This is a genomic window from Paenibacillus guangzhouensis (assembly GCF_009363075.1).
Classification (GTDB): domain Bacteria; phylum Bacillota; class Bacilli; order Paenibacillales; family Paenibacillaceae; genus Paenibacillus_K; species Paenibacillus_K guangzhouensis.
In genome coordinates, this window is the sequence record NZ_CP045293.1 from 1675661 (window position 1) to 1692216 (window position 16556).

Annotated in this window: 18 protein-coding genes; 9 read left to right on the top strand and 9 right to left on the bottom strand. The window is 43.8% G+C overall.

Annotation, left to right across the window (positions count from 1 at the left end; genetic code table 11):
• Positions 1-13 precede the first annotated feature (13 nt).
• Positions 14-2146, bottom strand: coding sequence for a fibronectin type III domain-containing protein (locus GCU39_RS07495; RefSeq protein ID WP_152392942.1), 2133 nt, complete (start codon positions 2144-2146; stop codon positions 14-16).
• A gap of 274 nt (positions 2147-2420) precedes the next feature.
• Here GCU39_RS07495 and GCU39_RS07500 point away from each other — a divergent pair, with 274 nt between their 5' ends.
• Entirely contained in the window at positions 2421-3356 is a 936-nt protein-coding gene (locus GCU39_RS07500) for a helix-turn-helix transcriptional regulator (protein WP_152397129.1), read from the top strand.
• A 46-nt stretch (positions 3357-3402) separates the two neighbouring features.
• Complete coding sequence (locus GCU39_RS07505; protein ID WP_152392943.1) at positions 3403-3891, top strand: DinB family protein; 489 nt, start codon at positions 3403-3405, stop codon at positions 3889-3891.
• A gap of 181 nt (positions 3892-4072) precedes the next feature.
• Here the strand turns inward: GCU39_RS07505 and GCU39_RS32465 are convergent, their stop codons facing one another.
• The gene (locus tag GCU39_RS32465; protein ID WP_152392944.1) at positions 4073-4327 is read right to left on the bottom strand and encodes a DUF3973 domain-containing protein; all 255 of its coding nucleotides are present in this window, start codon (positions 4325-4327) and stop codon (positions 4073-4075) included.
• A 213-nt stretch (positions 4328-4540) separates the two neighbouring features.
• On the opposite strand from GCU39_RS32465, the gene GCU39_RS07515 reads away from it, so the two are divergent.
• Both GCU39_RS07515 and GCU39_RS07520 read left to right on the top strand, forming a co-directional pair.
• Positions 4541-5188, top strand: coding sequence for a DUF1232 domain-containing protein (locus GCU39_RS07515; RefSeq protein WP_152392945.1), 648 nt, complete (start codon positions 4541-4543; stop codon positions 5186-5188).
• A 173-nt stretch (positions 5189-5361) separates the two neighbouring features.
• Positions 5362-6663 (top strand): NRAMP family divalent metal transporter, encoded by a 1302-nt coding sequence (locus GCU39_RS07520; protein ID WP_152392946.1) that lies wholly within the window; start codon positions 5362-5364, stop codon positions 6661-6663.
• 261 nt (positions 6664-6924) lie between these two features.
• Here GCU39_RS07520 and GCU39_RS07525 read toward each other — a convergent pair whose 3' ends face one another.
• Positions 6925-7335, bottom strand: coding sequence for an exosporium protein C (locus GCU39_RS07525; protein ID WP_152392947.1), 411 nt, complete (start codon positions 7333-7335; stop codon positions 6925-6927).
• Between the two features lie 151 nt (positions 7336-7486).
• Positions 7487-8200 (bottom strand): MerR family DNA-binding transcriptional regulator, encoded by a 714-nt coding sequence (locus tag GCU39_RS07530; protein WP_152392948.1) that lies wholly within the window; start codon positions 8198-8200, stop codon positions 7487-7489.
• A 163-nt stretch (positions 8201-8363) separates the two neighbouring features.
• Between GCU39_RS07530 and GCU39_RS07535 the strand changes: the two genes are divergently transcribed.
• The 3 genes from GCU39_RS07535 to GCU39_RS07545 all read left to right on the top strand — a co-directional run bounded on the left by GCU39_RS07535 (position 8364) and on the right by GCU39_RS07545 (position 10643).
• A complete protein-coding gene (locus GCU39_RS07535; RefSeq protein WP_152392949.1) occupies positions 8364-8858 on the top strand; it encodes a DUF6022 family protein in 495 nt (164 codons plus the stop codon).
• 86 nt (positions 8859-8944) lie between these two features.
• Entirely contained in the window at positions 8945-9274 is a 330-nt protein-coding gene (locus GCU39_RS07540; RefSeq protein WP_152392950.1) for an EthD family reductase, read from the top strand.
• 322 nt (positions 9275-9596) lie between these two features.
• Positions 9597-10643 carry an agmatine deiminase family protein gene (locus GCU39_RS07545; protein ID WP_152392951.1) on the top strand — a complete coding sequence of 349 codons (1047 nt, stop codon included), beginning with the start codon at positions 9597-9599 and terminating at the stop codon, positions 10641-10643.
• A gap of 169 nt (positions 10644-10812) precedes the next feature.
• On the opposite strand, the gene map is transcribed toward GCU39_RS07545, so the two are convergent.
• Positions 10813-11559 (bottom strand): type I methionyl aminopeptidase, encoded by a 747-nt coding sequence (gene map / locus GCU39_RS07550; RefSeq protein ID WP_152392952.1) that lies wholly within the window; start codon positions 11557-11559, stop codon positions 10813-10815.
• Positions 11560-11566: 7 nt separating this feature from the next.
• Complete coding sequence (locus GCU39_RS07555) at positions 11567-12151, bottom strand: TetR/AcrR family transcriptional regulator (RefSeq protein WP_152392953.1); 585 nt, start codon at positions 12149-12151, stop codon at positions 11567-11569.
• Positions 12152-12557: 406 nt separating this feature from the next.
• Between GCU39_RS07555 and GCU39_RS07560 the strand changes: the two genes are divergently transcribed.
• The gene (locus GCU39_RS07560; RefSeq protein ID WP_152392954.1) at positions 12558-13082 is read left to right on the top strand and encodes a 5' nucleotidase, NT5C type; all 525 of its coding nucleotides are present in this window, start codon (positions 12558-12560) and stop codon (positions 13080-13082) included.
• A gap of 169 nt (positions 13083-13251) precedes the next feature.
• On the opposite strand, the gene GCU39_RS07565 is transcribed toward GCU39_RS07560, so the two are convergent.
• The 3 genes from GCU39_RS07565 to GCU39_RS07575 are packed head-to-tail and all read right to left on the bottom strand — an operon-like array spanning position 13252 to position 15429.
• The gene (locus GCU39_RS07565) at positions 13252-13863 is read right to left on the bottom strand and encodes a flavin reductase family protein (RefSeq protein WP_152392955.1); all 612 of its coding nucleotides are present in this window, start codon (positions 13861-13863) and stop codon (positions 13252-13254) included.
• A gap of 4 nt (positions 13864-13867) precedes the next feature.
• Positions 13868-14482, bottom strand: coding sequence for an alpha/beta hydrolase (locus GCU39_RS07570; protein WP_193726809.1), 615 nt, complete (start codon positions 14480-14482; stop codon positions 13868-13870).
• Positions 14483-14484: 2 nt separating this feature from the next.
• Positions 14485-15429 carry a ring-cleaving dioxygenase gene (locus GCU39_RS07575; RefSeq protein ID WP_152392957.1) on the bottom strand — a complete coding sequence of 315 codons (945 nt, stop codon included), beginning with the start codon at positions 15427-15429 and terminating at the stop codon, positions 14485-14487.
• 530 nt (positions 15430-15959) lie between these two features.
• On the opposite strand from GCU39_RS07575, the gene GCU39_RS07580 reads away from it, so the two are divergent.
• Positions 15960-16403, top strand: a complete 444-nt coding sequence (locus tag GCU39_RS07580) for a hypothetical protein (protein WP_227793479.1) — start codon at positions 15960-15962, stop codon at positions 16401-16403.
• Positions 16404-16556 lie beyond the last annotated feature (153 nt).

Here is a 16556-nt window from a genome sequence, read left to right on the forward strand (position 1 = left end):
TTGCAGGTGCTGTTTAGTAGACCAGCAAACTGCTGGCCACTTGTATAAGCCCGTTTGTGATCGTGTCAATGGCATGCGTTATGGCTGCTTCGGAAATACTTAACGACTTGATCTGCTTGATCGACTGTTTCCCTGCATTCACTAAGTCCAATAGCAGCGATGTTTGCTCTTCGTGCTTTGTCGCGACGTTAAGCTTGCTCTGTACTTCACCTAACTTTCTTTCGAAAGCTTTCATTATGCTCTGGAAAATTACGCTTTGGTCTTTGTAGGGGATTATGGTGACTTCTTTCTGGAAAATAACTTTATTCACTCCACGATAGGGATTGACGAGTGCCGCTTGAATAACCGCGGTTGCAGTATACTCCTCTTCAGGAATGGAGACGACGCCGTCTGGCGTGATACTGAAATGGGAGCTTCCGGATACCTTACTCCATATTACTGCTTGCGGCGGAATGTCAACGGAGGCTACCTTCAAGCTGTAATTGTGCTGATAGCCATCACTGCTAACTTCAACCGATTCCTGGGCCATTAAGCGGATATAAGCAACTGTTAATGCATGAACGGCCGGTCCGTCATGTTTCAGCCTTTGCCGGAAATTCAGTAACGTCGACTGAACATCTTGAGCGGTGACGTTAAGATTTCTCATCATCGAGCTGATTTTGTAATAGCTTGTTTGACTAAACTGATTGGATATGGCTTTCATCAGGATGTACGTCTTTTTCGAATTATCGCCTAGAAGACCAAACAGTTCAATTGGAGACAATTCCGAAAGATAATAAAGAAAATGCCCTTCGATACCTCTGAGATTGCTGCCATCCCCGAAAATAAACGTAATAATATCTTCCATCGTCAGATTATTTTCTCCACCTGCCGCTGCGATAATATGCAATGTCCCCAGAAATTCGGGATCAGTCAAGATGGCTTCTAACCCGGATTCCTGTTGATCGTATAGGAGCGAGCCAATCGTCAAAATAATATGAAACAGCTTCTTTTTTAACTCAGTCTGGTCAACAGATGCAGGTAGCTTGAGTTTGATTTTGTTCCAAATCGGATCAATCAAGGAGAGCTCGGTTGTCTCGTTCAATTCTGCAAGTTCAGAGCTTAGTCTGCGCACATCCTCTACATCTGTCGGATCGCCCTCGTCAAGAGCGGCACGAAGCTTATGGCTCCATTCCAAAAAAGGCGTTACCGCCCCATATTTAACGGTAAAGCTGCTGGTATACCTCGTTTGATTACCGTCGTTATCTGTGGCAAAAATCAGAAGGGAATGCGTCCCGCTTGGCAATCTTGGAGCAATCGCCGAGAACGTCTTAGATGCTTCGTCATAGCTGAACGGCACCACCCTATTGTCGACTCCGACCATACTCATGTTTATATTTAGGCCTGAGTCCTCATCATATACTTTGGCCGTGATCCTCGGCCAGGCTGTCGTTAATTCATCCCCATCAGCGGGAGACACCGATTCGATAATCGGGTTTATACGATCCTGTGGGAATGTTGCCACGGAAGCGGTAGGGCCATCGGTTGTCCAACTGCCGTCAGATCGTTTCGCCTCGACTTTAAAGGTGTATGCTGTATTTGGCATCAGCTTCGTTGCATCAAATGAGGTTACATTTCCATTCACATCTCCAATGAGTATGCCATTGCCGTATATTCTGTAACCCAAGCTCTCTTTGGCAGGCGTCCATGATAAACGGAGTGAATCCGCTTCGATATTCGTTGCTTCCAAGACGCTGTTGTCCCATACGGAAAGTCTGACGTTGAAGCTTCCATTGTATTCCTGCAATATTTTCTTATCATGGTCTAAGACACGAATGATTAAGGAATGAGAACCGTTCTGCAAATTAGAACAATACGTAAACACCATACCATGCATATAATTCGGCTCGATAAGTTGTTGGTCATCAACTATGATCATGATCGAACCCGTATCTGCTATTGGAATCCCAAGCGCAAAGCTGATGTTCGTAAAGCTCTCGGTAATCATTGCGCCGTCTGCCGGACTCACGCCGCTGATAATGGGAGTTGAATCAGCTGCTATTCGGGTGCTTGCGCGCTCTTCCGCATAAGCATACTGGGGAACGAAAAGCATGACCAATAAGCTTACAATGAGCAAGTACGGCAATCTAAAACGAAACGTTTTCATAATTCCCTCCTTTATCGTACTAGTTTTATTATTCATTACATGAAATAATATACCATTAAAGTTCGCGTTTCGAATAATAATTTCTTTCGTCATAAGCCAATGTAGGTTCTATTTCCTTCTCTTGATAACAGGCCAATAGAAAATGTATTCAAATAAAAGGTTAAACACGTTTTCTATTGGTGACATACAAGATGTCACTGAGCGTGTGATATGATGAAATCATAACTTGCACCGAGTTAGACCTGAACGGAAGGAGGAGGCCGATGTGAGGCGAATGGATCGCTTGATCGCTATCGTGATTGCGCTGCAGCAGCGGCAGGAATCTGCGCAAACGCTCGCTGATAAGCTTGAGGTGTCTAAACGTACGATTATACGGGACATGCAAGCACTCTCGGAGATGGGCATACCGCTATATGCGGTGACAGGGCCAGCAGGTGGGTATCGCCTGTCGGAAGGCTATAGTTTGCCTCCATTACAGCTTGATGTCCAAGAGACATTGACGGTGCTCGTGGCATTGCGTGCTCTGACGTCCTATGCGGATACCCCTTTTAATCGTGAGAGGTGGACAGTCATGGACAAAATACGCCACATTCTCCCTGCGGATGCGCTTCGGCAAGTTGAGCCGCTTCTTGAATTAATGCGTGTCGAGGTGCCCAAACGCTCCTTCAAAGCCCCGCTATTGAATGAGCTGATCGACTACTGTTCTCGAGGGGAATGGATGAAGGCGTACTATCGGTCAGAGAAGCATCGTCGCTGGCTGCTGCTTCAGCCCAAAAGGGTGTATGCTGAGCATGGGTTCTGGTACTGTGAGGCTTACTCGCCTACGCATGGAGAGTTGAGAATGTTCCGCGCCGATCGCTTTGAAGAACTGCAAGATGCTGATCTCGATTCAGTTCAAGTTCAGGCGAAGCAATCCGTACCGATAAACGGGGATGCCGTGAGTAAGTGCATTCGGATTCGCGCAGCATTAACGTACAGGGGCATGCTCCTTGTCGAACAAGACCCTCATATCGGGGAAAAAGTGTACGCCGTGCAGGACGAGCTCTGGGAAGTTGACTTCCAGTGCCCAGAAACAGAATGGGAATGGGCAACAAGGTTCTTTTTTGCTCTTGGTCCAGACGCGAACGTACTGGAGCCAGAATCGTTAAGGGCAGTTCTCTACGAAAAAGCCCGTGATTTGTGTAACCGTTATGAATTGATAGAAGAGTAAGTCGGGGCTATGGGTCAAACAAAAGGAATAAAAAGGAGTTCAAAGTATGAATGGTGTTCAACAAATTCGGGATCATCTATTGGACGAATTGGAATTAGTTGTCCGTACAGTAGAGTCACTTTTAGCTAGAATTAATCAGGATGAGTGGGGTTATCGGCCAGCGAGTAATATGCGAACTTTATTGGAGTTGACGCATCATCTTGTGTCTATTCCAGTCACCGACCTAGCTATTCTGCAAGAAAAAACACAAGAGGAAGTAGAGCAAATAGAGACAAGCGTGAAATTAATGAAGGCCCCCCAGGAATTGGCGGCACGGTTTCGGGAAAATTACGATCTATTACGGGAGTATATGCTCTCATTAAGCGAGGATGAGCTACTGAACAAGTCCACCAAAGCATTCTACTTGGAACATGGAACGGTTCAAATCAAGTGGCTTATTGAAATTGTCACGCATTCATTTCACCATCGTTCGCAGCTTTATAATTATTTGAAACAGAAGGGGCATGAACTTCAGTTCTTCATGCTGTACAGCTAGGATTCCTTCATGAGTGAAGCGGGTCGAGAGTCGGGCACCGTGTAGCTATTCAGTATAATACCGACCCGCAAGCGGTTTGCCTTTCTAAGCGAACTACTTGCGGGTTTTTTGTAAAACAAATCTGCGAATTCCACCCATGTAAATCGATACAAATTTTGATCGGTCAGTGGTTGTTACACGTTTAGTGCTGTTGCCGAAAATCTAGAATATAATCATAAATAGGGAGCCAATCGTTAACCGTATCCATGGGGACACAACGATGCTCGATTGGCTTTACCGTGAGCTTTTCAACCCCAGATCCGACTTGACACGTATGGCATATCCCGAGATGAATCCTAGCGCCAGTACCTGGTTCAATATAGATTCCTTTCTGAAACACCCAACCTTCGGTATCTGTTTCGTTCAGTACTCTTAAGCAATGAATGCATTTGTACATTTCATTTACACCTCTTTTTCATGATAGTCATGTGCTGTGTTAACAACATATGGTGGCGTGTTGTGTTCTGTGCATCTTGTTGAGGATAATATTGCATCATCCGTAACATGATTCGTCATCGCATTAATAATCAAGAAACAGTCCTGCATTCCAATCATATATTGAACATGAATCGATCTTCATTTCTCCAAAGAAAGGAGGCGCTCGATTTCAATGGATTCCAATTTCGGCTTATTCCTCAAATCTATGCTTAAGAAACATTCGCTGTCCATGCGCAAGCTAAGTGCATTAACAGGGATCGATACGGCAACGATTTCCCGCATTGTGAACGGCAAACAACCTGCTAAATTAAAACACTTAAAACTATTCGCTGAACATTTGCACATTCCATTAGAGAAATTAGTTGAAGCAACAATCGTTGATGGAAGTGCAACAGAGACAGAGAGAGGAATGCTCTCGGATATTCATCACTCCGTGGATTCGATTCAAGAGGTATTGGCTTCATCGTTCCTATTTGATCAGAAATACACGACTGAACGTGTTCGGCAGGAATTAGAGAAGTATGAGCAGTATGCGCTAACATCGGAGGGGAATCAGATGATTCATAAGGATTTTCGTTCGAAAGTGGAACAAGTGAATGGGGCAGGGCCTTTCATCGAACAATTGAAGTTCATGTTTGAGAAATATTGCGATGTGAATACGCCCATCCACGAGCGTGCTGTGCTTGGCAGCGGATTACTGTATTTTATATCATCAGTGGATATCATTCCTGATTATTTATTTCCTCTCGGATATTTAGATGATGCGATTGCTGTACAGCTTGTCATGCAACGTCTTTCACAGATCACACCTTCTGCTTAGAGCACCTTGAGTTCGCTTTACCAACCGTAAGTTGACGTTTATCTTGAAGATGAACATCAACTTATGGTTTTTTGTTTTTTATTTTCTCAACATGTTGGAATTTTGTTGCACATTTCTCAACAGAGTGGAATACATTGCATCATCACAAATATTGCATAGGAAGTGATCTGTTGATGAGTCAAGTACAGTCAGAAACAAGTAACTCAAAAATCAAGGATATTCTAGCTAATCGAAGATTAGGAAAACGCAGGTATGTGTGGGTGTTGTGGGCTCTTTTAGGTCCTGGACTGCTCGCAGCCATCGCCAATAATGATGCAGGCGGGGTGATCTCGTATGCTGTCACAGGAGCGCAGTTCGGGATCGGCCTTTTTGTACCCTTAGTCATATGTCTCGTGCCGTTGGCATTCACGATTCAAGAAATGAGCATGCGGTTAGGCGCAGTAACGCAAGAAGGATTTTCAAGGTTAGCCCTGCGACGGTACGGCCGATTCTGGGGGTATTATCATATCTCAACACTGGCGTTCGAGAATTTGTTGACGTTGATCACGGAATTTATCGGAATGACAGCAGGGCTAGTCTTACTAGGGATACCGCTGTGGATGAGCTCCATCTTTTGTTTATTGCTTGTCATTGCGTTTGTTCTCTTCACCGGTTATTGGACGAAAGAAAGAATCGCGTTATTTGTAGGCGCATTAAACGTCATTTTTCTAGTCGTCGCAGCCATGACACACCCCAGTGTCGCTGATATTGGTCGTGCGTTCACGACGTGGAATGTTCCTGCAGAAATGCAAGATGGGATGATTTGGTTCGTCATCGCTACAGTAGGGAACGCCGTTGCCCCATGGATGATCTTCTTTCAAGGTAGCGGCACGATCGATAAAGGGATCACTGCACAAGAGCTTCGTTTTAGCAGAGTAGATACGGCACTAGGTTCCATCATACAAGTTATCATTGCAGCAGGCATTATTATTTGCGGTGCAGCACTGTTTGGCCATGTACAGAACATCGGCGATGCAGGACCGTCTGAAATGATAGGCGCACTTCACGACGTCGTAGGGCGGTGGCCAGCTATACTCTTTGGCCTTGGGTTGTTCAATGCAGGCTTTCTTGCATCCATCACCGTATCTTTGTCATCCTCGTGGAGCATTGCCGAATTATTTGGTTGGTCCAAGAGCCTCAACGACAAAATAACGGAAGCGCCTAAGTTCTATGCTGTCTATATCGGCAGTCTCGTATTTGCAGCGGTCGCCATCTTAATACCAGATTTGCCGTTAAATCTAATCTCCATTATCACGCAAGTCATCGGCGGGATACTGATGTTGCCACTCCTGATCTTCATGGTACTTATGACCAGTGATCGAGAATTGATGGGAGAATACAGGACGAAGCTGTTCGGAAAAATAGCAGGATGGACGATGGTTACACTGCTCATTGGGTTGACCGTGGCTACATTCTGGCAGACTTTTTTCTCTTAAAAATGATGACGAGACGGCGAGAGGAAGTTGAAAAGATAGGTAGATACTTTGGACATCATATTCCAAATTGGGTTAGCCAATGATTGTAAAGAACATACATTGCACTAACGGGACACGATAGTTTGTTAAACCATGACTTCATTTCATAATTGTATGGAAGTTGTAACTATGTATCCGTAGAAAAAGTGCCAGTTCATAAACCCTAAAATATAGTAGACTAGGGAACAGAGATTACTGTTCCCTAGTCTTTTCTTATCTAGATTAGGCAGATACAGCCAACCCGCTGAAAACAATAGGGCCGATAACCGTTGCAGCACTATCAGCCGTTAAATTCTCAACTGACAGCGTATAAGCGTGAGCGCCCGGTGTTACATTAGGATCAACCGTTTGTATAGGAACTAAATAAAATTGTTCAGAGCCGGCTGATTCAAAGCCTTCCTGTGCATAGAAAATAACTTGACCATCACGAAAAATCCGAAATAGTAGACTTCCAATATTGACATCACCTCGAATACCTACCATCGCTTTTAGCTCTACAAAGTTTGGAACGCTCGGAATGACCAAGTTGAATTCGGCAATTCCTATTCCCACCGGAGTAAGTGGTACAGGAATCGCCACACTATCCGTAACACGTGCTGGCTCGCTTGCGTTATATGCTAGAATTTGTGCCATTTTATGCCACCTCCTTCATATGAGATAATGTAATCTATGTCGGAGAGATATAAAATGATGTGAACTGCTTGCAAAATAAATATCAGGTCATGTCGTTTTGCCAACATACCTGATCTTTTAGTTTACTTTTTTTATTCCACTTTTCTATCGACTACGATTTCTGATTGGATTCGGGTGACAAGAACTTTATTAATTGGTGTAGATAGGATATCCCACACATCTGGGATTCAATGATCTTATCCAGATAAGTCCTGATATTCTCAGCCACATTTACGACCCCCTGCAGATCCGTATGTTCCGCCGAAGCGATGGATTGCTTAAAATTCACGGTATCTTCTGAATACACGGAGCTTTGTAGCATTTGAATCAATCTGATTTTTAGCAAATGAGATCCACTGTATCGACGATAACGATTGTCAGGGTCGCGATCTGCCGTTACATATCCTGCCTGCTCCCAATAGCGGATCGCCGATTTAGGAACCTGCGTCAGTTCGGATGCTTCGTAGATGGTGAACGGCTCCTCGGCATACGGAGATTTATTTTCATTAGCGTATATTCGAATATCCTGGATTAACCTCTCTAATTTCTCTTTTTCCTCGTACAAAGCGACTTCTTTTTCTCTAATGATCCACATTGCATCTTGCGGTTTATCTTGATGGATACGACGAAGCACCTCGGCCGTCACTGCCATTCCGAATGCCGGAGCCATGGCTTGGATACAAGACAAATAGGCTGCGTGCTGGTCCGTATACATACGGTAGCCATTTGATGATCGTTCAGCTGGAGGTATTAGGCCTTTAGCCTCGTAATTCCTTATTGTGCTGGCGCTAATCATGAATTTCGCCGCCATTTTTTTGGGGCGCATCGTCAATCCTCATCACTCCTTATTACAATAGATCAAGACTAAACAAACTTATAAGGTTTTTCTATAAAATTAGTTAATATTCCTTCTCATTTTTTACTTAACCTTCGAATTGGCTTACAAGTTGTACAATGGAATTGAGATGAATTGAAGGAGGAGTTTGCTAGTGAAGAAAGGATTCCCGATTTGCCGGCAAGACATGACGATTGAAGAAATAAGTGAGGTGGCCAACAGATATATCGAGTCCGAGTGGAGGCCCTTGTATGAATCCATGCATGAACAATTGACGACTGCTTTTGCCCAATTCGAAGATGCGGCCTATGGTCTTTATTTGGATCAGCTTATGCCGTTCATATTCGAACAGCTGGAAGATGCCGGTTTCAGCACTATGGAGAAGCTCGATGAGAATGATTTCGTTATCGCCAAATGGTTGATTTTCCGAAACTCCCTTGAAAAATGGGGTACTGAAGACAAAAGATCGAGAATATTTTGGAACGTAATCTATGACAAGCTTGGCAACGCAATTGGCACTTTACTCACGGAAATTCCCCATTCCCACCAGAAATTCGACATCCCTTCGGCACCGGTCATTTACTCGCTGCGGGAGAGTCTCAAGGAGCGAGTCGTGCAAGGAATCAGGCGAATTAAGGAATCAGGATAGTTGGAAAATTATATGTTATATTTAATTGACTATACCATTAATGTCATGCTGTATAATGCCATCAATATCTAAAAGGAGTTGATGACATGATCGTATTAACTTTTTGTTACAAACGAGATATCCCATTTGATGAAAACTATTATTTTGATTCACATCTTCCCAATCTATCAAAGAAAACTGTCCTTGAAATGGGCGCTTCGAAGTACGAGGTGAAAAAGGTCTTATCTTCAGTAGACGGCTCATCTGTTCCGTATTCATTTATTTTCAATCTGTATTTTGACTCTAAGGATACCTTAGAAACATTTATCAGTGACCCTAGAATCAAAGCTTTGCAAGATGATGTTTCTAACTATTACATCGGAGAGCAAGATATATTTATCGAAGAAATCGTCACATCGTTCACAAGTGCTGATTAAGCTACCGGGACACGATAGCGCGGTGATGGAGCCGATCTATTGCTTGTTTCTAGGTTTAACTAATGGTAAGAGGAGGAGATCGGAAGAATTGGAAAGGGAATGAGAAAAAGTTTCTTGCCGTCGCGTAGTTGCGGCTTTTCCCATTCCCGAGAGAGTAAGTGAGGCCGATATATATAAAAGTTGTAATCTGGCCGGTGCGCAAATAGATACAAAAACTCCCCTTCAAGGTTTCATACGGAGGGGAGTTTATTTTATTTCTGTTGACCTTGACATCGTGTCAAAGTATAGAATGATTCTACATTCGTAGAAGGGATGGTTAGGTATGGCAACTACAGATAATATCGAGTTCTTTATGCCAGCAGAATGGGAGGAACATGAGGGAACTTGGCTTCAATGGCCTCATGATAAAACGCATCGAGGAGAAGGGTATAAAGCAAAGCTTCATGATATTTGGATAACGATGGCAAAAGAGCTTCATTATGGTGAATATCTACATATTGTTGTATGTAATGAAGTGGAAAAAGAATATGTGCAATCGAAGCTATATGAAGCAAAGGTTAATTTGGAGAAAATTGATTTCTTGATTCTCGAAACGGATGACATTTGGATTAGAGATAATGGGCCAATATTTGTGAAAAATAGAGAAGGAAATCTTTCTTTAACGCATTGGATTTTCAATGGTTGGAGGAATAAATATCCGTATACTAACGATGCTCTTGTTCCGTATCAAATTAGTAAGAAATATATGATTCCAAAAGTTGAAGTGAGCGTTTGCCTTGAAGGCGGAGGGATAGAAGTAAATGGAAAAGGTACACTAATGGCAGCTAAAACTTCTATTATAAATGAGAATCGCAACCCTACGCTTAGTCAGGAAGAAATAGAAAGCACGTTAACCAAGTATTTAGGTGTAACAAACTTTATATGGATAACGGGTATTCGGGGAGAGGATAACGATAATGAGGATACGGATTTCCACATTGACGGTGCAGCACGTTTCTCCAATGAGAATACAATTCTTTATGAGTATGATCCCTTTGGTGAAAGTGAAGCGTATCTATTAAAGGCGCACGAGCAACATTATCAAGAATTACAACAGGCAAGAAATACAGATGGAATGCCTTTTCAACTTATTCCAGTACCATTAACTAGAAAAGTTGTAAAAGAAGCCGGCTGTAAAGGTTCCTATTTGAATTTTTATATTGGAAACGAAGTTGTGCTGGTTCCTATATATCACGATGAACATGACAAGTTAGCTTTACAAATTATTGAAGGACAATTTCCAGGGCGTAGAATTGTCGGAATTCATGTAAGTGAATTATATGCATATGGTGGAATGATTCATTGTGTAACGCAACAGCAAATAAAGTAATGTTGGGTGACAAGAACATATCGTCCGAGTCACTCGGCGATTCCGAATTTGTTGCGCGGTTCACCTGAGATGAATTGTTCGCACTGAATATGATCGCGTTCATAAAGATAGATGCTATGCAGAACACGAAAAAAAGAAGCCGACCATTTCGTTGGTCGACCTCTAATTTCTATTGCGCGGTCAAAATTTGTGGACCATCAGCCGTGATGGCGATCGTATGCTCGTATTGGGCGGCGAGCTTGTTGTCCATCGTCCGTGCGGTCCAGCCGTCCGGATCGATTGTCATGAAGTAGGTACCTTCGGTGATCATGGGCTCAATCGTGAACACCATACCTTCCTTGATACGGAGGCCTTTTCCAGGCTTGCCGACATGCATATAAGTCGGCTCCTCGTGCAGGTCGCGGCCGATCCCATGGGCGAGAAGGTCGCGCACGACGCCGAAACCGTGTGACTCCGCATGCCGCTGTATCGCGCTCGTCACGTCGCCGAGTCGATTGCCGGGCTGCGCCTGCTCGATGCCCAGGTCAAGACATTCCTTCGTGACACGCATTAGCTTCTCGGCCGTCGGCGAAATCTGCCCGACCGCATAACTCCAGGCCGAATCGCCGAGCCAGCCATCGAGCTCAGCGACCGTGTCGATCGTCACGATATCGCCTTCCTCAAGTGGCTTATTGCTAGGGAAGCCATGTGCGATCACATCGTTGGGGGAGGCACAGGTCGCATATTGATAGCCCTTATAGCCTTTCTGGTATGGCTTTGCGCCGTGCTTCAACATCATGTCCTCGAATATGCGCTCAATCTCGTTGGTGGTAATACCCGGTTGGATAAGCGGGGCGATTGTACGATGGCATTCAGCCACCACTTGGCATGCCTTGCGGATAGCCTCAATTTCATGCTTGCTTTTTAAAATGACCATGTTCGTATCAGAACTCCTTCGTAATAGCTTGTATAGCGAGTCGGGCGATTCGATCGACGTCCAGGTCGGAATTTCCCGCATAGTAGTGCAGCCCACAGCAACCGACCAGCACGGCAAGCATATGGTCGACGCTGTCGTCTTCGCACTGGGCGATTGATTGAAGTGGAACGTACAGAAGTTCCATAAATTTTCTTTTGGCGTGGTGTCGATCCCTTTCAGGCAAGCCTGCAAAATGTTCCGCCGCCATTTTATAGACGAGAAATGCGCGGGCGTCCGACTTCCACAACCGGAGCAGCGCTTTACAATACGTCAACAACGGCCAGTCATCCGGGTGGCTGCCGTTGATGTTCGCCCATGTTGCGATAACTTGCTCGCATCGCTCAAAGCCGCTTCCTAACACATCTTCTATCAACAAATGCCGGTTAGGGTAATAATGGTATACTGTGCCGTAACCAAGCCCTGCCTCCCGGGCGACGTCGCGAATATCAAAGCTGCCGCCCGTGCGAAAGTAGGAGCGCGCGGCGACGTCCAGGATCTGTTCTCTGCGTTGTATGCGTATGAGCTCATTTTGTTCTTTGGTACGGGGGCACATAGCGTATTAACCTCCTTATTTAGACCTGCAAAATTGTCAATATAAAAATAGTAACGCATGGGGTGGAGAAATGCAAAAGATTTATTAGTGTTTGATAAAATGTACTGAGAAATAAGACAGTAATAATATAGTTGTAGACTGGACACAGGCGATAAGCTTGCGGGACACGATAGTGCAATATGCAACAACAAAGGCAGCGATCACTTAGATCAGCTGTCTTTGTTTTACAATCGGATAACATGAGTAAGAGGAATTCATTTTATCTGCAACTTCTCTCTAATGGTGAAATTACGGGAAAGGGGGAAGAAAGATGATCCTAACTTATTATCAGAGTTAAATAAACGGCCAGTTTAGCGGAGTATTTAAATCATGTATAATGGTGTTCAAAGATAGAAGGAGTGCTGATATGAAAAGAATTGCAATTGATATGGACGAGGTTATAGCTGATTTTATCCCGAAACATTTACAGGTGTTTAATCGTGATTATCATGAGAACTTAACTGTGAATGACTTAATGGGAACGCGTCTTCGCGTGTTGCGACCTCAGTTCCATAATGAGATTACTGCATACTTAAATGACCCTACGTTTTTCCGTGATTTAGAGGTAATGAAGGATAGTCAGGAAGTAATCAAACAGTTAAGCGAACAGTTTGAAGTTTTTATCACCACAGCAGCCATGGAGGTTCCTTCTTCTTTCACCGCGAAATATGAATGGCTTAATGAACATTTCCCATTTTTAGATGATATGAATTTTGTTTTCTGCGGTGATAAGAGCATTATCAACGCAGATTACCTCATTGATGATCATGTCAAACATTTTCAACGATTTAGAGGTCAAGGAATTTTGTTCACATCACCTCACAATATTAACGAGACAGGATACGTTAGAGTCAACAACTGGTTAGAAGTACGGGAGTATTTTCTGAGGTAGTTTTGAACTAACGGACATTGAGCGGGCTGCCGGATTCTTGTAAATATTAAATTCTGATTTTTATCGTAGGAAATAGAAAGATCAGTACGTGAAGTAAAGGCTGCCAGAATGATCTGGCAGCCTTTACTACGATGAAAGATTTGGTCTGTTGTATCATTTTGTGATTAGATCAATTGGGCCGATCAATGCTAAAGATTTCGCCTAACTTCGAATAGTTGTTACCGGCTAGTCGGCTCACAGGCTTTAATCGTTGTGCATCGATACGTCCACTCTCATACAATTCTTCCACAATGTGAAAGCAAACGATTCTCCCGATAATGAGATCACAAGATGGAGATGAAGGCGTTCCGCCGAGAGCAAGAGATTGCTCTAACGTACATTCCATGCGGATTTTGGCTTCGGCAATCCCCGGAACCTTAATCTTGGCGCTCGGGATTGAAGTGAGTTGAGCTAAGTCTACTTCGCTCTCATCGGGCGGAAGATTGGCTGCGGTTTGATTGATTGCCTCGATATAATCCTCATCCGATATATGAACAACAAACGAACCTGTTTCCATAATATTTCTTGATGTATCTTTGCGAGCGCCATTTTTCCTTTGAATGGATACAGAAATCATGGGCGGATCGGCAGAGACAATATTGAAATAGCTAAAAGGTGCTGCATTTAATACGCCTTCAGCTGACAATGTTGTGATGAACGCGATTGGTCTCGGGAGGATACTGCCGATGAGCAGTTTATAATTATCCCGCTCGTTTTGCTCCTCCGGGTTAATGGTTAGCATAGACTCACCTCTGTTTGATTTGGCTTTGTAACCAAGATGCGGATGCACGAACTTCAGAATGCGTTAATTGATGGCCATGCTGCTCCCAATGGACGATAACATGTGCACCTGCTTGGGTTAATAGTGACTGCAGTTCTTCCGTCTCTTGCGGTGCACATATCGGATCGTTCGTTCCTGCACCGATAAATACAGGCGTTCCGGTAAGGTCGGGCAGTTTGATTCCGCGACGCGGAACCATCGGGTGATGCAACATTGCCCCTCTTAGGGAACCTTTGTGGTGAAATAAGAGGCTTGCGGCTATATTTGCCCCATTGGAGTAACCGACAGCAATAAAGTTGTTGCGATCAAGCTCATATTTGGACGCTGCTTCATTCAGAAATTCATTTAGCTCATTGGTTCTAAAGATCAGATCTTCTTCATCAAAGACGCCTTCGCTTAATCTGCGGAAAAAGCGCGGCATGCCGTGCTCAAGTACATTCCCTCTAATGCTCAGTACTGATGACTCCGGCGATACGATTTGCGCTATAGGAAGCAAATCATGCTCAGTTCCGCCAGTACCGTGAAACAGGACAAGCGTAGGCTTCGAAGGATCAGTGCCTTTTTGAAAAATATGCTGCATGATTATTTACCCTCCAATTCGCGTACCTGGATAGGAGGCAGGAGGTTCTCGATTTGTGCCCGATGCGGTTCATATTGTGTAGGTAGTTTCAATTCCGAACCAAGCTCCTCAAATGCTTCGTCACGGGTGAATCCTGGAGGATCGGTTGCAATTTCGAATAAAATTTCTCCCTGCTCACGGAAATAAATCGCATTGAAATATTGACGATCCACGATCGGAGTTGGTTGATATCCCGATTGTGCAACATGCTCTCTCCATTCCTCATGATCTTCAAAGTCGTTGGCGCGCCATGCGATATGGTGTACGGTACCATATCCTCCCGACCCGCGTTCCATTGGTGCAATATTAATGTCAATTACATTGCCCATATCTGCGCTTCCCTTGAAACGCATCCAGTCTCCTTCTTGACCGAGCATTTCGAGTCCCATCACGTTTTCAAGCAAATCAGAAGTAGCCTTTGGGTTCGTACTATACAATACGGCGCCTCCAAAACCTTTAATGGCTTTGTCCACCGGTATTCCACCAAATGACCATTTGCTATTCGGACCATCTTCTCGTGCCACGATTTCGAGCTGCAGACCGTCATGATCCGAGAATTGCAAGAACTGTTCACCGAATCTTGTATTTCGGGTAATTTCCACACCGAAATGTTGCAATCTCGCTTCCCAGAAGTCCATTGCGCCCGTTGGCACGACGAACGTAGTCACTCCGACTTGTCCGCCGCCGATACGGCCTTTCCGTCCCGTTTCGAAAGGGAAGAATGTCATAATCGTACCAGGACTTCCATTTTCATTGCCGAAATAAAAATGATACACCTCAGGCGCATCGAAATTGACTGTCTTTTTGACAAGACGAATACCTAGAATTCCTGCATAAAAATCGATGTTTTCTTGTGCATTTCTTGCAAATGCTGTGATATGGTGAATACCTGTTGTATGTTTCTTCATGATAATTGCTCCTTTTGATTTATTTATATTGTTTCCCATACGCTCACTTTCAATTTAGATGACCTTCGTAATGGATCACTGCGTTCCTTTCTTTTAATTATTATTTTAAGTCACTTTAATAAAGTTAGTATACCACAAATTATCTCGAATTCAAGATATAACGAACAAAGGGAGTAAAAAAATTATTAATTTGAAATCTAAGTGTGAGACCCAACATTGTCATCCAACAAACGGAACCCTAAGCTTAATACATAACTAAAACGCGGCTGCCAGCATGGATCGGCAGCCGCGTTGCGCTAAATGGAAGGAAGATTCGATTATAATAAATAAAGAAACAGAAAGATTGGTTATATGGCCACTTGAAAATGAAGATTATTCCACTTGGCTAACTGACTTCTCGCTTGGTTTGAATATGCTCAAGAGGCGCAGATGAGAATGCACGTTATATTCCCCTGAATTTTATGTAAGCATAGGCAGGTGTTTGCTGTTCTGCATATGTTGTTTCTATATAAGCGTTAGGAGGGATTCATTTGCAAAGGGCTATGCCTAGTTTGCCATATCCATCAAGATGGGGTCTGAGTGTAGAAATTTCAGGAAGACCCGTTTTATGGGGGGTTCTCACAATTGACTCGGTCACTGAAGGACGAGTAATAGGTACCGTTAATTTTCGAGATACACCTATTCGTATTAATGGAACCTGGAATGAAAATGCCAAACAACTAATCTTTGATTCACCATACGCTTCGTATTCTGGTCAATTACAAATTTTTGACGATCCCCAAATCAAAGTTCGCCACTTGATTTTAAGTGGACGGTTTATAATGAAACCACCGTCTCCCCAAGCAGGAGTATACGGAAATTGGATTGCAACAACTGAAAAAGAACTTACTGGGACACCGATAAATACTAGTACTCTGCCTCCTGTTGGAGCATTTTTGACATCAGATTTACTTTATAGCCGGGGGCAAAGGTGAGAGTTTAAAGTCAGTAGTTAATTCACGTCCAGCCTTAACCGAACCCACAAGGTTTCTAACGATCCGCGATTAGTGTGCGAACTGTTGCATGATGCCATGAAACGTCAAAAGAATTCTGACTATACTTGGTCAGAGTTCTTCTGGCGTTTCGAT

Excerpts from the sequence above, each read along its gene's own strand:
- GCU39_RS07495 (WP_152392942.1), bottom strand. The coding sequence starts at position 2,146 with ATGAAAACGTTTCGTTTTAGATTGCCGTACTTGCTCATTGTAAGCTTA.
- GCU39_RS07500 (WP_152397129.1), top strand. The coding sequence starts at position 2,421 with ATGGATCGCTTGATCGCTATCGTGATTGCGCTGCAGCAGCGGCAGGAA.
- GCU39_RS07505 (WP_152392943.1), top strand. The coding sequence starts at position 3,403 with ATGAATGGTGTTCAACAAATTCGGGATCATCTATTGGACGAATTGGAA.
- GCU39_RS32465 (WP_152392944.1), bottom strand. The coding sequence starts at position 4,327 with ATGTACAAATGCATTCATTGCTTAAGAGTACTGAACGAAACAGATACC.
- GCU39_RS07515 (WP_152392945.1), top strand. The coding sequence starts at position 4,541 with ATGGATTCCAATTTCGGCTTATTCCTCAAATCTATGCTTAAGAAACAT.
- GCU39_RS07520 (WP_152392946.1), top strand. The coding sequence starts at position 5,362 with ATGAGTCAAGTACAGTCAGAAACAAGTAACTCAAAAATCAAGGATATT.
- GCU39_RS07525 (WP_152392947.1), bottom strand. The coding sequence starts at position 7,335 with ATGGCACAAATTCTAGCATATAACGCAAGCGAGCCAGCACGTGTTACG.
- GCU39_RS07530 (WP_152392948.1), bottom strand. The coding sequence starts at position 8,200 with ATGCGCCCCAAAAAAATGGCGGCGAAATTCATGATTAGCGCCAGCACA.
- GCU39_RS07540 (WP_152392950.1), top strand. The coding sequence starts at position 8,945 with ATGATCGTATTAACTTTTTGTTACAAACGAGATATCCCATTTGATGAA.
- GCU39_RS07545 (WP_152392951.1), top strand. The coding sequence starts at position 9,597 with ATGGCAACTACAGATAATATCGAGTTCTTTATGCCAGCAGAATGGGAG.
- map (WP_152392952.1), bottom strand. The coding sequence starts at position 11,559 with ATGGTCATTTTAAAAAGCAAGCATGAAATTGAGGCTATCCGCAAGGCA.
- GCU39_RS07555 (WP_152392953.1), bottom strand. The coding sequence starts at position 12,151 with ATGTGCCCCCGTACCAAAGAACAAAATGAGCTCATACGCATACAACGC.
- GCU39_RS07560 (WP_152392954.1), top strand. The coding sequence starts at position 12,558 with ATGAAAAGAATTGCAATTGATATGGACGAGGTTATAGCTGATTTTATC.
- GCU39_RS07565 (WP_152392955.1), bottom strand. The coding sequence starts at position 13,863 with ATGCTAACCATTAACCCGGAGGAGCAAAACGAGCGGGATAATTATAAA.
- GCU39_RS07570 (WP_193726809.1), bottom strand. The coding sequence starts at position 14,482 with ATGCAGCATATTTTTCAAAAAGGCACTGATCCTTCGAAGCCTACGCTT.
- GCU39_RS07575 (WP_152392957.1), bottom strand. The coding sequence starts at position 15,429 with ATGAAGAAACATACAACAGGTATTCACCATATCACAGCATTTGCAAGA.